This is a genomic window from Delftia sp. NA_296.1, from assembly GCF_052692095.1.
In genome coordinates, this window is the sequence record NZ_JBQZGF010000007.1 from 209,045 (window position 1) to 223,369 (window position 14,325).

The 14,325-nt window shown below is 66.5% G+C and carries 12 protein-coding genes; 5 read left to right on the plus strand and 7 right to left on the minus strand.

All coding sequences use genetic code 11. The annotated features are described in order from the left end of the window. Positions 1-19: 19 nt before the first annotated feature. The 4 genes from flhD to ACUTR7_RS18795 form a co-directional block, all read right to left on the minus strand. On the minus strand, positions 20-346 hold the full coding sequence (gene flhD, locus ACUTR7_RS18780; protein ID WP_012204159.1) for a flagellar transcriptional regulator FlhD: 327 nt from the start codon (positions 344-346) through the stop codon (positions 20-22). 320 nt (positions 347-666) lie between these two features. Next, the gene (locus ACUTR7_RS18785; RefSeq protein WP_445609515.1) at positions 667-1,572 is read right to left on the minus strand and encodes a sulfurtransferase; all 906 of its coding nucleotides are present in this window, start codon (positions 1,570-1,572) and stop codon (positions 667-669) included. Between the two features lie 93 nt (positions 1,573-1,665). After that, positions 1,666-2,571, minus strand: coding sequence for a DMT family transporter (locus ACUTR7_RS18790; protein ID WP_063326876.1), 906 nt, complete (start codon positions 2,569-2,571; stop codon positions 1,666-1,668). 323 nt (positions 2,572-2,894) lie between these two features. Then, the gene (locus tag ACUTR7_RS18795; protein WP_099751925.1) at positions 2,895-4,034 is read right to left on the minus strand and encodes an aromatic ring-hydroxylating oxygenase subunit alpha; all 1,140 of its coding nucleotides are present in this window, start codon (positions 4,032-4,034) and stop codon (positions 2,895-2,897) included. 340 nt (positions 4,035-4,374) lie between these two features. On the opposite strand from ACUTR7_RS18795, the gene xseB reads away from it, so the two are divergent. The 5 genes from xseB to ACUTR7_RS18820 all read left to right on the plus strand — a co-directional run bounded on the left by xseB (position 4,375) and on the right by ACUTR7_RS18820 (position 10,107). Next, positions 4,375-4,611, plus strand: coding sequence for an exodeoxyribonuclease VII small subunit (gene xseB / locus ACUTR7_RS18800; protein ID WP_012204163.1), 237 nt, complete (start codon positions 4,375-4,377; stop codon positions 4,609-4,611). Positions 4,612-4,619: 8 nt separating this feature from the next. Next, complete coding sequence (locus ACUTR7_RS18805; protein ID WP_445609516.1) at positions 4,620-5,570, plus strand: polyprenyl synthetase family protein; 951 nt, start codon at positions 4,620-4,622, stop codon at positions 5,568-5,570. Positions 5,571-5,609: 39 nt separating this feature from the next. Then, positions 5,610-7,490, plus strand: coding sequence for a 1-deoxy-D-xylulose-5-phosphate synthase (gene dxs, locus ACUTR7_RS18810; protein WP_043783320.1), 1,881 nt, complete (start codon positions 5,610-5,612; stop codon positions 7,488-7,490). A 249-nt stretch (positions 7,491-7,739) separates the two neighbouring features. After that, positions 7,740-8,822, plus strand: a complete 1,083-nt coding sequence (locus tag ACUTR7_RS18815) for a TRAP transporter substrate-binding protein (RefSeq protein WP_012204166.1) — start codon at positions 7,740-7,742, stop codon at positions 8,820-8,822. Between the two features lie 205 nt (positions 8,823-9,027). Next, complete coding sequence (locus ACUTR7_RS18820) at positions 9,028-10,107, plus strand: TRAP transporter substrate-binding protein (RefSeq protein ID WP_034391287.1); 1,080 nt, start codon at positions 9,028-9,030, stop codon at positions 10,105-10,107. A gap of 146 nt (positions 10,108-10,253) precedes the next feature. Here the strand turns inward: ACUTR7_RS18820 and ACUTR7_RS18825 are convergent, their stop codons facing one another. The 3 genes from ACUTR7_RS18825 to ACUTR7_RS18835 form a co-directional block, all read right to left on the minus strand. After that, complete coding sequence (locus ACUTR7_RS18825) at positions 10,254-12,083, minus strand: TRAP transporter large permease (RefSeq protein WP_065346830.1); 1,830 nt, start codon at positions 12,081-12,083, stop codon at positions 10,254-10,256. 17 nt (positions 12,084-12,100) lie between these two features. Then, positions 12,101-12,709: a TRAP transporter small permease subunit gene (locus ACUTR7_RS18830; RefSeq protein WP_034391292.1), complete on the minus strand. Its 609-nt coding sequence runs from the start codon at positions 12,707-12,709 to the stop codon at positions 12,101-12,103. Positions 12,710-12,885: 176 nt separating this feature from the next. Beyond that, positions 12,886-14,052: a helix-turn-helix domain-containing protein gene (locus ACUTR7_RS18835; RefSeq protein WP_445609517.1), complete on the minus strand. Its 1,167-nt coding sequence runs from the start codon at positions 14,050-14,052 to the stop codon at positions 12,886-12,888. Positions 14,053-14,325: the final 273 nt, after the last annotated feature.

Consider the following 14,325-nt stretch of genomic DNA (forward strand, 5'->3'; position numbering starts at 1 on the left):
CCAGAGTTCTTCAGGCGGATCAGAGGACTTCGGAGACGCGGCTGGCCATCAGGATGTTGGCGTGCAGCGTGTTGGTCGCACCGTTGCCGATCTTGTTGCTGCTGTGGTTGGTCAGCAAGCTCCAGACCATTTCGTCGTCCACCCGGAAGCTGGCGAGCAAGGTGTTGCGCGAGGCCAGCTTCAGCACCTGGGCTGCCGACAGTGCGGCCAGCAGGTCGCACGATTCTTCGTTCAGTCCCAGGCGGAACACCGCTTCGGCCTTGTCCTGGCGGATCAGGGTCTGGGCCAGCATCAGGTAAGTGAGGTTGGCTTCGCGGATTTCGGCAAGCAGCTGTTCATTGTTCATAGGACCATCCTTTGCATCTCGGCAGCCGCAACGCCCGGGTAGAAACAAGATGTTCAACCTGTTGCGATCTGTTGAGATGGATTGTGGAGGAGGGCCCTTCGCCGTTGAAGTCGGGGCAGGTCTGCGCCGGATGTCTGGTTGTGAGACGGCGTTTGTAAGATTTACCTTACACCTGTAGCAAGGTTTGGATGACTCGATTTCGCTCTGGCCCCGCCGTCTGGGGGCTTGGGAGCAGGCCGCTGCAGTGGCGTTGTTGCATGTCGGCCTTTTGACACAGTGCTGTCATTGTGCAGCCTCCCCAAGGGGAGGCATAAGCCGAATTAGCCGCGCTCCACCGGCCTCTTCGGGTCACTGCACCACTCGCTCCAGCTGCCCGCGAACAGCCTTGCGGGCGGCAGCCCCGCAATGCGCATGGCCAGCAGGTTGGGCAGCGCGCTCACGCCGCTGCCGCACTGGTGCACCACGCTGGAAGGATCGCGGCCTGCCAGCAGCTGGTCGAACTCCGCGCGCAGCAGGGCGGCAGGCTTGAAGCGGCCGTCGGCGGCGATGTTCTCGGTGAAGGGCCGGTTGAGCGCGCCCGGGATGTGGCCGGCCACAGGGTCCAGCGGCTCGACCTCCCCGCGGTAGCGGGCCGGGGCGCGTGCATCGACCACGGTCTGGCCTGCGCTGCCCAGTGCATCGAGCACCTGCCGCGCCGTTGCCAGTTGCTGCAGCGGCTCGCGCAGCTCGAAGTTGGACTGGAAGCGCGCGCTTTCCTCGCCCGATGCCACGGGCTGGCCTGCGGCCTGCCAGGCCTGGAGACCTCCGTCGAGCACGGCCACATCGCCATGGCCGGCCCATTGCAGCATCCACCACAGGCGCCCGCAGTGGTTGGCACCATTGCGGTCATAGACCACGGCCTGCATGTCGTTGGAAAAACCGATGCTGGACAGCCACACGGCAAAGCGTTCGCGGTTGGGCAGCGGATGGCGGCCGCCCGAGGCGGCCTGCTCGCTGGCCGCCACGCTGCCATGTGCGCCGGGCACGCCGTGTTTTGCGCTGAGGTCATGGTCCAGGTCGGCGAAGACGGCGCCTGGAATATGCGCCTGCAGATACTGGGCCTTGCCGGCCGCAGGCTGGGTCAGGTCGAAGCTGCAGTCGAAGACCATCAGCGGACGGCCGCTGGCCTGCAGCGCGGCCAGCTCCTGGACGGAGATCAGGGTCTGGTAGGAGGTGTTGGAAGTCATGGATGCGGAACTCCGAAGGCCTGTGCAGGCGGTGGTGCGCCTGCGGCAAAAGATCCGATCCATTATGCGACGGCCCCAGGCGGGCCGGCGGCGTCAGCCGCGCGAACGCAGGGCCGTGGCCAGGGCGCCGCTGGCCACGATCAGGCCAATGCCGGCCCAGCCGATCAGCGGCACGCTTTCGCCGAACATCGCCAGGCTCAGCAGGGCCGCGAAGACGATGCCCGAATACTGCAGGTTGGCCACGACCAGGGTGTTGCGGCTGTTGCTGGCCGAGGCGTAGGCCGCCGTCATGCAGACCTGGGCCACGGCGGCCAGCACGCCCACGGGCAGCAGCCACAGCGCGCGCCAGCCCGGCCAGACGGACACGCCCGTAAAGCACATGGCCAGGGCACCGGCCACGGCCGAGCCCAGTGCGAAGTAGAAGACCACGCGCGCCTCGGGCTCGCCCATGCGCGACAGCGTGGCCACCTGCATATAGGCCATGGCGGCGAACACCCCGCCGATCAGGCCGCCCGCGCTGGCCACGAATTCCTGCGGCGCCGCGCTGGGGCGCAGCACCAGGATCACGCCCACGAAGCCCAGGGCCACGGTGGCGACCAGGCTCCAGGGAAACGGCGGCAGCGCGCGCAGCGCATGCGATTCAGGCTGGCGGCGCAGCTGGTGGCGCAGCAGCAGGCCCTGGCCGATCAGAAAGACCGCCATCCAGATGCTGCTCATGGAGTTGAACGTGGCCGCCGTGGCCAGCGGCAGATGGCCGATGGAGTAGAACCAGGCGCCCATGGACGTCACGCCCACGAAGCTGCGCCAGGCATGCTCGCGCGGGTAGCGAGTGGCCAGCGAGATGCCCTGGTGGCGCGCCAGCCACCACAGCGCCACCATGCTGACCAGTCCGCGGTAGAAGACGATTTCCGCCGCATTGAAATCCTGGGAGGCGAACTTCACACACACACTCATGACCGCGAAAACGAATGCGGCCGCCACCATCCACAGGGCTTGCATATAAATGACCGGATAGAGCCGCACAAGGACCGCGGCGCTGGACGAGAAAAGGGTTGGGTTTTGTTTTTGGCGCATGCCGCCTGGCTGCGTACGGCCCAGGGCCGTGGCAGGGACACGCGCAAGGAACTGTATTGCATAAGCCAAGACATTGGACTTGCCTCGGGATGCATTGCCGCCGCCAGCCCTGCCCATTGGGCACATCAGGGCGCTTGCATTCAGAGGAGCTGTGCAGCGGGCCTGCCGCCTAATACAGACGGCCCGATGCAGACGGCCCAATGCAGACGGCCCGCACGAATGCGGGCCGTCGGGAGAGCCGGAGCAGATCAGCGTGCGGGGACTGCGTCACCCATCACGCCGCGATACCACTCATGGAAGTGCTGCATGCCGTCTTCCATGGGGCTCTGGTAGGGGCCGACCTCGTTGTCGCCGCGCTCGTACAGCGCCCTGCGGCCGGCGTCCATGCGCTCGCCGATCTCGTCGTCCTCGATGCAGGTCTCCATGTAGGCGGCCTTTTGCGCCTGCACGAATTCGGGCTCGAAGGCCGCGATCTCTTCGGGGTAGTAGAACTCGACCACGTTCAGCGTCCGGTCAACCGCCAGCGGGTGCAGGGTCGAGACCGTGAGCACGTGCGGATACCACTCCACCATGATGTGCGGGTAGTAGGTCAGCCAGATCGCGCCGCGTTCGGGCAGCTCGCCGTTGCGGTAGGCCAGCAGCACGTCGTGCCACTTCTTGTAGGTGTCCGAGCCGGGCTGGGCAAAGCCGGGCGCCACGCCCACGGTCTGCACCGAGTACTCCTTGGCAAACTCCCACTGCAGGTCGTCGCAGGTCACGAAGTTGCCCAGGCCCGGGTGGAAGGGACCCACGTGGTAGTCCTCGAGGTAGACCTCGATGAAGGTCTTCCAGTTGTAGTTGCACTCGTGCATCTCGACATGGTCGAGCACGAAGCCCTCGAAGCTCAGCTGCTCGCGCAGCTTCATGCCGGCCAGGTCGGACTCGATGTCGCGGCCGTTGTCCTCGAACAGCAGACCGTTCCACTCGCGCAGCCGGTAGTTGTTCAGGTTCAGGCAGGGATCGTGGCTGAAGTGCGGTGCGCCCAGTAGCTCGCCGCTGGTGCTGTAGGTCCAGCGGTGCAGCGGGCAGACGATGTTGCCCCCCGCATGGCCCTTGCCTTCGGTCATCAGATTGCCCCGGCCCTTGAGCATCACGGCCTGGCGGTGGCGGCAGACGTTGGAGATCAACTCCACCTGCCCCCTGGCGTTGCGCACCAGCGCACGGCCTTCCTTTTCCTGGGGCAGGGCGTAGTAGTCGCCTATCTCGGGAACGGCCAGTTGGTGGCCCACGTAGCGCGGGCCGCGTTGAAAGATGGTCTCCAACTCGCGCTGGAACAACGCAGGGTCGAAGTAACTGGAAACTGGTAGTTGGCTTGCGGCCTGCTGCAGTTGAAGACTTAAATCAGACATGGGTGACCTGACCTAAAGACTCCCCACAGGGAGGGTGCGCGTGCGCACGGGATTGGAAAAAGCAAAACCGGCCGTTCCTGGACATGGAGGCAGGCTTCACGACGTGAAAAGAAGCGGCGCCCGAGGCGCTGTCTCTTGTCGATGAGCCCGACCGTATGCCCAGGCAAGGGGCCGGTTTGACGGGGAATGGGATTATAGCCCGTGGGGTTATTTCCGGATGCCCGGTACGTGTATTGCGCGCGCCGGATGCCGCCTGTCAAGGGCTGTCCGGTTATTGGCGGCACGGTCATGGAGGGGCGCCTAGAATCGTCGGTTCCCCACAACGCACCGCCATCGCACCATGCCCAAGGCTGCTCCCAAGGCTCTTGCCGAGCCCACCAGTTACGAATCCGCGCTGCAGGAGCTGGAGCAGCTCATCGCGCAGATCGAGTCGGGCCAGCTGCCTCTGGAGCAGATGCTGACAGGCTACCAGCGCGCGGCGCAGCTGCTCGGCTATTGCCGCGGCCAGCTCGACGCGGTGCAGGAACAGGTCAAGGTGCTTGACGAGGGGACGCTGGCCCCGTGGAGCCAGGATTGAAGATTGCCATGAGTGCCGTGATGACTTGCGCTTCCGATGTTTCCCAGCCGGCCGGCCCCGGCGCGCTGGATTTCCCCTGCTGGATGACCGATCGCCTGGCGCGCACCGAAAGCGCGCTGTCGCAATGGGTGGGCGTGGATGCGCCTGCGGGCCTGGGCGAGGCCATGCGCTACGCCGTGCTCGATGGCGGCAAGCGCCTGCGCCCGCTGCTGGTCTGGGCCGCCGCCGAGGCCGTGGATGGCCTGCAGCCCGCCGCCGTGCGTGCCGGCTGCGCGGTGGAGCTGATCCATGCCTATTCGCTGGTGCACGACGACATGCCCTGCATGGACAACGACGTGCTGCGCCGTGGCAAGCCCACGGTGCATGTGCAGTTCGGCGAAGCCTCGGCCTTGCTGGCTGGCGATGCGCTGCAGGCGCTGGCCTTCGAGCTGCTCGTTCCCGAGCCCGATCAGGTCGGCAGCATGCCGGACGCCCTGCAGGCGCGGCTGTGCCGGCTGCTGGGCCGTGCCGCAGGCGCGCAGGGCATGGCCGGTGGCCAGGCCATCGACCTGGCCAGCGTGGGCCTGCAACTGAGCGAGGCCCAGCTGCGCGAGATGCACCGCCTCAAGACCGGCGCCCTGCTGCATGCCAGCGTGCTCATGGGAGCAGCCTGCAATGAGGGCGTGGATGCCCAGGCCTGGCAGGCGCTGTCCGACTACGGGCAGGCGCTGGGCGTGGCCTTCCAGGTGGTGGATGACATCCTCGACGTGGTGGCCGACTCGGCCACCCTGGGCAAGACGGCCGGCAAGGACGCGGCCAACGACAAGCCGACCTACGTCTCGCTGCTGGGCCTGGACCAGGCCCGCGCCCATGCCGACGAGCTGTGCGCCCTGGCGCACGCGGCGCTGGCGCGCAGCGGCCTGCCGGACACGCGGGCCCTGGCGGCACTGGCCGACATGGTCGTGAGCCGCACCCACTGACAATACGGACCGCGGCCTTGCCGCTCCAAGATACCTAGCATGACCACGAACACCTACTCCCTGCTGCAGACCATCGACGATCCCTCGGATCTGAGGCGTCTGTCGCGTGCCGAACTCAAGACCCTGGCCCAGCAACTGCGTGCCTATGTGCTCGACAGCGTCTCCAAGACCGGCGGGCATCTGAGTTCCAACCTGGGGACGGTGGAGCTGACGGTGGCGCTGCATGCGGTGTTCGACACGCCCTACGACCGCGTGGTCTGGGACGTGGGCCACCAGACCTATCCGCACAAGATCCTCACGGGCCGGCGCGAGCGCATGGCCTCGCTGCGCCAGTTCGGCGGCCTGTCGGGCTTTCCGCAGCGCGCCGAGAGCCCGTACGACACCTTCGGCACGGCGCACTCCTCCACCAGCATCTCGGCCGCCCTGGGCATGGCCCTGGCTGCCAAGCAAAAGGGCGAGGACCGCCGCGCCATCGCCGTCATCGGCGACGGCGCCATGACGGCCGGCATGGCCTTCGAGGCGCTGAACAACGCCGGCGTGACCGATGCCAACCTGCTGGTCATCCTCAACGACAACGACATGAGCATCAGCCCGCCCGTGGGCGCGCTCAACCGCTACCTGGCCCAGCTCATGAGCGGACAGTTCTACGCCAAGGCGCGCGACATGGGCAAGAGCGTGCTCAAGCAGGTGCCGCCGCTGCTGGAGCTGGCCAAGCGGCTGGAGCAGCAGGCCAAGGGCATGGTCGTGCCGGCCACGCTGTTCGAGAACTTCGGCTTCAACTACATCGGCCCCATCGACGGGCATGACCTCGATTCGCTGATCCCCACGCTGGAGAACATCAAGAGCCTCAAGGGCCCGCAGTTCCTGCATGTGGTCACGAAGAAGGGCCAGGGCTACAAGCTGGCCGAGGCCGATCCCGTGGCCTACCACGGCCCCGGCAAGTTCGATCCCAGCGTGGGCCTGGTCAAGCCGGCCACGCCCCCGAAGCAGACCTTCACCCAGGTCTTCGGCCATTGGCTGTGCGACATGGCGGACAAGGACCAGCGCCTGGTGGGCATCACCCCCGCCATGCGCGAGGGCTCGGGCATGGTGGAGTTCCACAAGCGCTTTCCGGGCCGCTACTACGACGTGGGCATTGCCGAGCAGCATGCGGTCACCTTCGCGGCCGGCATGGCCTGCGAGGGCCTCAAGCCCGTGGTCGCCATCTATTCGACCTTCCTGCAGCGCGGCTACGACCAGTTGATCCACGACGTGGCGCTGCAAAAGCTGCCCGTGGTCTTTGCGCTGGACCGCGCAGGCCTGGTCGGCGCCGATGGTGCCACGCACGCAGGTGCGTATGACATCGCCTTCGTGCGCTGCATTCCGCACATGAGCATGGCCTGCCCGGCCGACGAGCGCGAATGCCGCCAGCTGCTCACCACCGCCTACGAGCAGGACCATCCCGTGGCCGTGCGCTACCCGCGTGGCGCGGGCGTGGGTGTGGCGCCGCTGGAGAGCCTGGAGGGCCTGCCCTTCGGCAAGGGCGAGGTGCGCCGCGAGTCTGCCAAGAAGCAGGTCGCCATCCTGGCCTTCGGCACCCTGCTGTACCCGGCCCTGGCTGCGGCCGAGGCGCTGGACGCCACCGTGGTCAACATGCGCTGGGCCAAGCCGCTGGACGAGGAACTGCTGCGCCAGGTGGCCTCCACGCACGAGCTCATCGTCACCGTGGAAGAGGGCTGCATCATGGGCGGCGCAGGCAGCGCCGTGGCCGAGTCGCTGCAGGCCGCCGGCATCACGCGCCAGCTGCTGCAGCTGGGCCTGCCCGACGAGTTCATCGAGCACGGCGATCCCGCCAAGCTGCTGGCCCTGCAGGGCCTGGATGCGGCGGGCATCGAGGCTTCGGTCCGCGCCCATCTGGCACCCGAGCGCGCCGTGGCCTGAGCGGCGCCGGGCAGCCGGCCAGCCGAGCAGAACTACGCGGGGGAAAACCCCGTCCGCGCTTGCTTTGCGGCGTTTTTAGAATCGATACCACCTGATACAGTGTGAATGCACGTGCGAACGTGCGTTTTTTTTGCCGCCGGGTCGCCCCAAGGCAGAAAGCGGCCCCCTCGGGGTGGCCGCGGACCTTGCGCAGCAAGGGGGGCGTGGGGGCTTTTTCTGACTGACACAACACATCGCGGAGAGACATTCATGGACCGTCGTTCGATCATCAAACATGCGGGAATCGCTGGCGTGCTGGCTGTGGGAGCCGCACCCGCAGTCCATGCCCAGGAGGCGATCCGCTGGCGTCTGGCTGCGAGCTTTCCCAAGTCGCTGGACACCATCTTCGGCTCGGCCGAAATGTTCTCCAAGACGCTCAAGGCGATGTCGGGCGGCAAGTTCGAAGTCTCGGTGCATGCGGCCGGTGAGCTGATGCCCGCCTTCGGCGTGGTCGACGGCATCCAGAACGGCACCATCGAGATGGCGCTGACGGCGCCCTATTACTTCACCGGCAAGGACTACATCTTCGCCTTCGGCTGCGCCGTGCCCTTCGGCCTGACCGCCCGCCAGATGGATGCCTGGATGGAGCACGGCGGCGGCCGCAAGCTCATGGACGAGTTCTATGCCCAGTACAACATCAAGAGCCAGAGCGCCGGCAACACGGGCACCCAGATGGGCGGCTGGTTCCGCAAGGAAATCAAGTCGGTGGCCGATCTCAAGGGCCTGAAGATGCGCCTGGGCGGCGGCCTGTTCGGCGACGCCATGCTCAAGCTTGGCGTGGTCGCCCAGAACATGCCCGTGGGCGAGGTTTACCAGGCGCTCGAAAAGGGCACGCTGGATGCCGTGGAATTCGTGGGCCCCTACGACGACCAGAAGCTGGGCTTCAACAAGGTTGCTCCCTACTACTACTACCCCGGCTGGTGGGAAGGCGGCGCCGAGCTGGAGTTCTTCATCAACACCAAGGCGTATGCGGCCCTGTCGCCCGAGTACAAGGCCATGGTCGATGCAGCCTGCAACGTGGCGGCACGCGACATGACGGCCAAGTACGATGCCAACAACCCCGTGGCACTCAAGAAGCTGGTGGCCGACAAGACCCAGCTCAAGGCCTTCCCCAAGGACTTCATGGATGCCGGCTACAAGGCCGTCATGGAGATCATGGCCGAGCATGACGCCAAGTCGCCCATGTTCAAGAAGATCAACCAGAGCCTGCGCACCTTCCAGCGCGACCAGCTGCTGTGGGAGCGCTTCTCGGAGTTCCGCTACAACAGCTACATGACCACGGCCAAGCTGTAAGGCCAGGTCTCCCCAGCCAGCAGCACGCACAAGGACGGTCCATGCCTTCCAAGCCTGCAGGCCAAGCCCGCGTCCCCTCTGTTGAATGCAGCAGGGGACAGCGGGCTTTTTTTGTTGTTCCGAGGATGTATGTGGGCCGGGCTGCCAAGAGCAGTCCGGCCTTTTTTGAATGCTCTCAAGCAGAGCGAACCAGGAGGAGACAGTGATGGACAGAAGAAAAGCACTCAAGCACGCCGGTCTGGCCGGTGTGTTGACTGCCGCAGCGGCACCGGCCGTTCACGCGCAGGCGGCAATACGCTGGCGCCTGGCGTCGAGCTTCCCGCGCTCGCTGGACACCATCTACGGCTCGGCCGAGGTGTTCTCCAAGGCGATCAAGGAGATGTCGGGCGGCAAGTTCGAGGTCTCGGTCCATGCGGCCGGCGAGCTGATGCCTGCCTTCGGCGTGGTCGATGGCGTGCAGAACGGCACGGTGGAGATCGCGCACACGGCGCCTTACTACTTCTTTGGCAAGAATGAGGCCTTCGCCATTGGCGGCGCCATTCCGTTCGGCATGAACTCGCGCCAGCTCACGGCGTGGATCGTGGACGGCAACGGCGGCAAGCTGATGCGCGAGTTCTATGCCGAATACGGCATCGTCAACTTCCTGGGCGGCAACACGGGCGCCCAGATGGGGGGCTGGTTCCGCAAGGAGGTCAAGACACCCGAGGACATCAAGGGCCTGAAGTTCCGCATCGGCGGCTTCGCGGGCCGGATCATCGAGCGCATGGGCGGCGTGCCCCAGAACATCCCGGGCGGCGAAATCTACCAGGCGCTGGAAAAGGGCACCATCGATGCGGCCGAATGGATCGGCCCCTATGACGACCTCAAGCTGGGCTTCAACAAGGTCGCTCCGTTCTACTACTACCCCGGCTGGTGGGAAGGCAGCCTGAACCTCGAGTTCTACGTGAACCAGAAGGCTTTGGCCGCGCTGACGCCCGAGCAGCGCGCCATGGTGCAGGCCGCCTCGCACGAGGCCCATGTGGTCACCCAGGCCCGCTACGACGCGCGCAATCCCGGCGCGCTCAAGCAACTGGTGGCCAGCAAGGCCAAGGTGCTGGCCTTCCCGCAGACCGTGCTCGATGCTTCCTACAAGACCACCATGGCGGTCTATGCGGAGCTGGCCGAGAAAAATCCTGCATGGAAGAAGATCTACGGCGACTACCGCAACTTCCAGCGCGACGAGGTGCTGTGGTTCCGCTTTGCCGAGGCGCGCTACGACGCCTTCATGTCGGCGCAAAAGCTGTGAAGTCGCGGCGCCCTCGGGCGTCATGCGGGAAAGCCGGGCACTGCCCGGCTTTTTTCATGGGCGCAGGGGACCGGCGCACGCCGGGGTCCGAACGAAAAAAGGCCCCGCGGTTGCGGGGCCTTTGCTGTCCTTGAGGGAGCCTGCGATCAGCTGCCGGACTTGCTCTCGCCCGGCGTGGCCGGTTGCTCGCGCTGCAACTGGTCCTGCAGCGCCTTGAGTGCATCGTCCTCGCTGCCCGGGGCCGAAGGCTCGCCAGGCGTTGCTCCGGGGGCAGGCGGCTGGTTCGCGCCGTCGCCGTTGAACATGGGGTCGTTGAAGTCGATGGCCTCTGGCATGGATGCCTCCATCTCCTGGCGCACCTTGTCCAGGTCGTACTCCACCTTCTTGTCCAGCCCGCTGGAGACGATGCCGGGGAAGATGATGATCAGGGCCACCATGAACAGCTGCAGCACCACGAAGGGGATGGCACCTGCATAGATCTGCATGGTGGTCACGGGCTCGGTCATCTTCTTGGTGACCTTGTCCACGTAGGCCTTGGCGGGGGCCACGCTGCGCAGGAAGAACAGCGCGAAGCCGAAGGGCGGGTGCATGAACGAGGTCTGCATGTTCACGGCCAGCAGCACGCCGAACCAGACCAGGTCGATGCCCAGCTTGTCGGCCACGGGAGCCAGCAGCGGCACGACGATGAAGGACAGCTCGAAGAAGTCCAGGAAGAAGGCCAGCACGAAGATCATGATGTTGACCACGATCAGGAAGCCGATCTCGCCGCCGGGCAGGGACACCAGCAGTTCCTCCACCCACTTGGGGCCGTCCACGCCCTGGAAGGTCAGGCCGAACATGGTCGCGCCGATCAGGATGAACATCACGAAGCACGACAGCTTGGTGGTGGACATCAGCGCCTGCTTGAGCAGGTCCATGTTCAGGCGGCCGCGAGCGAAGGCCATGATGGCCGCGCCCAGCGCGCCCATGGCGCCGCCTTCGGTGGGGGTTGCAACGCCCAGGAAGATGGTGCCCAGCACCAGGAAGATCAGCAGCAGCGGCGGGATCAGCACGAAGGTCACGCGCTCGGCCATGCGGCTGAGCAGGTGCAGGCCCGTGAGCTTGTTGAACATGGCGGCGATGAAGGCCAGGGCCACGCCGAAGCACATGGACACCACGATGGTCTCGTCCAGCGCGACCTTCTCCACCACCTCGCCGGACCACCAGGTGTGCAGCTGGGGCATGTACTGTCCCACCACGATGGAGGCGGCCACGCACAGCACGGTCAGCACCAGGGTGGAAGGCAGGCCGGAATTGCCATTGGGCTCGCGCAGCGTGCGCGCCTCGGGCGGCAGGGCGGGCACCATGGCGGGCTTGAAGATGGCCAGCACGACGATGAACAGCGCATAGCAGCCCGTCAGCATCAGGCCCGGCAGGAAGGCGCCCTTGTACATGTCGCCCACGCTGCGGCCCAGCTGGTCGGCCAGCACGATCAGCACCAGCGAGGGCGGAATGATCTGCGCCAGCGTGCCCGAGGCCGCGATCACGCCCGATGCCACCCGGCGGTCATAGCCGTAGCGCATCATGATGGGCAGGGAGATCAGGCCCATGGAGATCACCGATGCCGCGACCACGCCCGTGGTCGCCGCCAGCAGCGCACCGACGAAGATCACCGCAAAGGCCACGCCGCCGCGCACGGGGCCGAAGAGCTGGCCCACGGTCTCCAGCAGGTCCTCGGCCATGCCGCTTCGCTCCAGTATCAGCCCCATGAGGGTGAAGAACGGTATGGCCAGCATCGTCTCGTTCTGCATGATGCCGAAGATGCGCAGCGGAAGGGCCTGCAGCAGGGCTTCGGGCAGCACGCCCAGTTCGATGCCGACAAAGGCGAAGAACAGGCCGCAGGCGCCCAGGCTGAATGCCACGGGAAAACCCACGAGCAGGAAAAGTATCAGCCCCGCGAACATGATCGGGGCCAGGTTGTGGATTACGAATTCCATGATGTCTGTTTCCCCGATCAGGCGCTTTGCCCGCTTTTGTCCTTGGCACCTGCCAGCCCGCGCAGGGCGTCGGCCAGGTCTTCCTCGGCGGTCTTCTCGCCCTTCTTGGCCGTGGGATCGTCGATCAGGCCCTTCAGGAAAGCGATGCGCTTGATCAGCTCCGACATGCCCTGCAGCAGCAGCAGCCCGAAGCCGATGGGGATCATCAGGTAGACGGGCCAGCGCACCAGGCCGCCTGCATTGCCCGACATCTCGCCGGTCTGCATGGCCTGGATCACGAAGGGCGTGCCGAACCACAGGATGGCCAGCGCCATGGGGGTCAGGAAGAAGACGAAGCCGAAGATGTCGATCCAGATCTGCGTGCGCTTGGACAGGCGGCTGGCGATCACATCCACCTTCACATGCTCGCCCTGCAGCAGCGTGTAGCCGGCGGCCAGCAGGAAAGAGGCCGCGAACAGGTACCACTGCACTTCGAGGTAGGCGTTCGAGCTGGTGTGCAACACCTTGCGCACGATGGCATTGATGCCGCTGATGACCGTGGAGGCCAGGATCAGCCAGATAAGCCATCGCCCGACCAGGCTGTTGAGCCAGTCGACCCCCCTTGAGAATTTGAGCAAAGCCTGCATGGTGTCTCCAAAAAGTAGGCTGTATTGGGTCCGTCGCCGTACGCCAGCCTGTAGGCCGGCGCGCAGCGCTCTTGTCGGCGCATGGACCAAAGCCGTCGATTCTACGGAGACCCGACCGCCGCAGGCGGCCTGCTCCCCCTAAAAGAAATCCGTGTGAACCCGAGGAAACGTCCCGTTCAAGTGGTGGTGTGAGGCTTGCGGGCCCCCAGTTTGCGGTACAGCGTGGCGCGGCTGATGCCCAGCGCGCGGGCGGCCCGGGTCACATTGCCCTGGGCGTCCTGCAGGGCCTGCTCGATCAGCACGCCCTCGCTGGCGCGCAGCGGGCTGGCCTGGGCGGCGGCAGCGAGTGCCGCCGTGCCCAGCGCAGGCAGCAGCTGGCGCAGCTGGGGGCCGGGCTGCACCAGGGCCTGCAGCCGCAGGCCCGACCACAGCGGCAGGCGCAGCGGCTCGTTGGGGCGCTGGCGCGCATGGTCCACCAGCGCCGTCCAGGGCATGGCCAGCAGTTCGCTGCAGTGCAGCGGCTGGCCCGGCAGCGACAGCGGCTGGGGCACCAGCTGGCGGGCCAGGGTATTGCTGCCCGCCACATGCCCTTCGGCGTCCACGGCCAGCAGGCCTTCGCCCTCCTGGCCCAGCGGCCCGCCGGGCCAGTTCAGGTGCAGCAGCAGGGCATGGGGCAGGGCGCGCAGCAGCCGGTCCTCTATGGCGCGGGCACAGCGCAGCGCCAGGTGCATGAGTTCGGGCCGCTCCGGCACATCCACGCCCGTGATGTCCAGCATGCCCAGGCAGCTCCCGTCCGGGCCGGACAGCGGCGCACCCGCGCAGCTGTAGTGGCGGTTGGCCTCGAAGAAATGCTCTGCCCGGTGCAGCCAGACGGGGCTGTGCTCGGCCAGGGCCGCGCCAATGGCCGTGGTGCCCACGCCCTGCTCGGACAGGTCCACGCCCACGCGGGCGATGGCCTGCACGCGGATGTCGCTGCGCTCCAGCGGCCCCTGCACCTCCAGCACCGTGCCGCGTGCATCGGTCAGCAGGCTGAAGTAGTGCATGGCCCCCACGGCGCCCACCAACTGGGCCATCACGGGGCGCGCGGCCTGCAGCAGCACCTCATGGCCATCACGGGTCTGGCGCAGCGCATGCGGCCCCAATGCTTCGTAGACCACGCGCTCGTCCGGGCGCCGGCCTGCCGCCAGGCAGCGCTGCCAGGAGCGCCACAGCCAGGGTGCGATGCCGGGCGGTGAACCGGCCAGCGCCTGATCGCCGAAAGCCAGGCTGCGGGCCCGGGCGACCTGCTGGTGGCGCGGATCGGCGGGGCAGGGCTGCGCGGCGTCGGGGCTCAGGGCGAACATGGGGCGGGGACTCCTGTGGCTGGCTGGCAAGGGATTGCGAACGGGCTGGCAGGCGGGTGCAGAAGCGGGTGCACAAGCGGGCGCAGGCGAAGACCCGGCCGCTGATGGCGGAGGCTGCGCAGGCAACTGTGTCATTTTGAGAATATCCGCGCCGCCCGGCCCGGGCTTGCGGGTCAACCCTAGAACGGGCGCCTGCGGGCAGGGCGACCATGGCAGGCGAGGTTTCCGGCGTTCCCCCACGTTCCAGATCACCGCCGATCACAGGCAGGAGAC

Coding starts and splice junctions, on each gene's coding strand:
- ACUTR7_RS18795 (WP_099751925.1), bottom strand. CDS start 4,034: ATGTCTGATTTAAGTCTTCAACTGCAGCAGGCCGCAAGCCAACTACCA.
- ACUTR7_RS18785 (WP_445609515.1), bottom strand. CDS start 1,572: ATGACTTCCAACACCTCCTACCAGACCCTGATCTCCGTCCAGGAGCTG.
- ACUTR7_RS18830 (WP_034391292.1), bottom strand. CDS start 12,709: ATGCAGGCTTTGCTCAAATTCTCAAGGGGGGTCGACTGGCTCAACAGC.
- ACUTR7_RS18835 (WP_445609517.1), bottom strand. CDS start 14,052: ATGTTCGCCCTGAGCCCCGACGCCGCGCAGCCCTGCCCCGCCGATCCG.
- dxs (WP_043783320.1), top strand. CDS start 5,610: ATGACCACGAACACCTACTCCCTGCTGCAGACCATCGACGATCCCTCG.
- ACUTR7_RS18790 (WP_063326876.1), bottom strand. CDS start 2,571: ATGCAAGCCCTGTGGATGGTGGCGGCCGCATTCGTTTTCGCGGTCATG.
- ACUTR7_RS18805 (WP_445609516.1), top strand. CDS start 4,620: ATGAGTGCCGTGATGACTTGCGCTTCCGATGTTTCCCAGCCGGCCGGC.
- ACUTR7_RS18825 (WP_065346830.1), bottom strand. CDS start 12,083: ATGGAATTCGTAATCCACAACCTGGCCCCGATCATGTTCGCGGGGCTG.
- ACUTR7_RS18815 (WP_012204166.1), top strand. CDS start 7,740: ATGGACCGTCGTTCGATCATCAAACATGCGGGAATCGCTGGCGTGCTG.
- ACUTR7_RS18820 (WP_034391287.1), top strand. CDS start 9,028: ATGGACAGAAGAAAAGCACTCAAGCACGCCGGTCTGGCCGGTGTGTTG.
- flhD (WP_012204159.1), bottom strand. CDS start 346: ATGAACAATGAACAGCTGCTTGCCGAAATCCGCGAAGCCAACCTCACT.
- xseB (WP_012204163.1), top strand. CDS start 4,375: ATGCCCAAGGCTGCTCCCAAGGCTCTTGCCGAGCCCACCAGTTACGAA.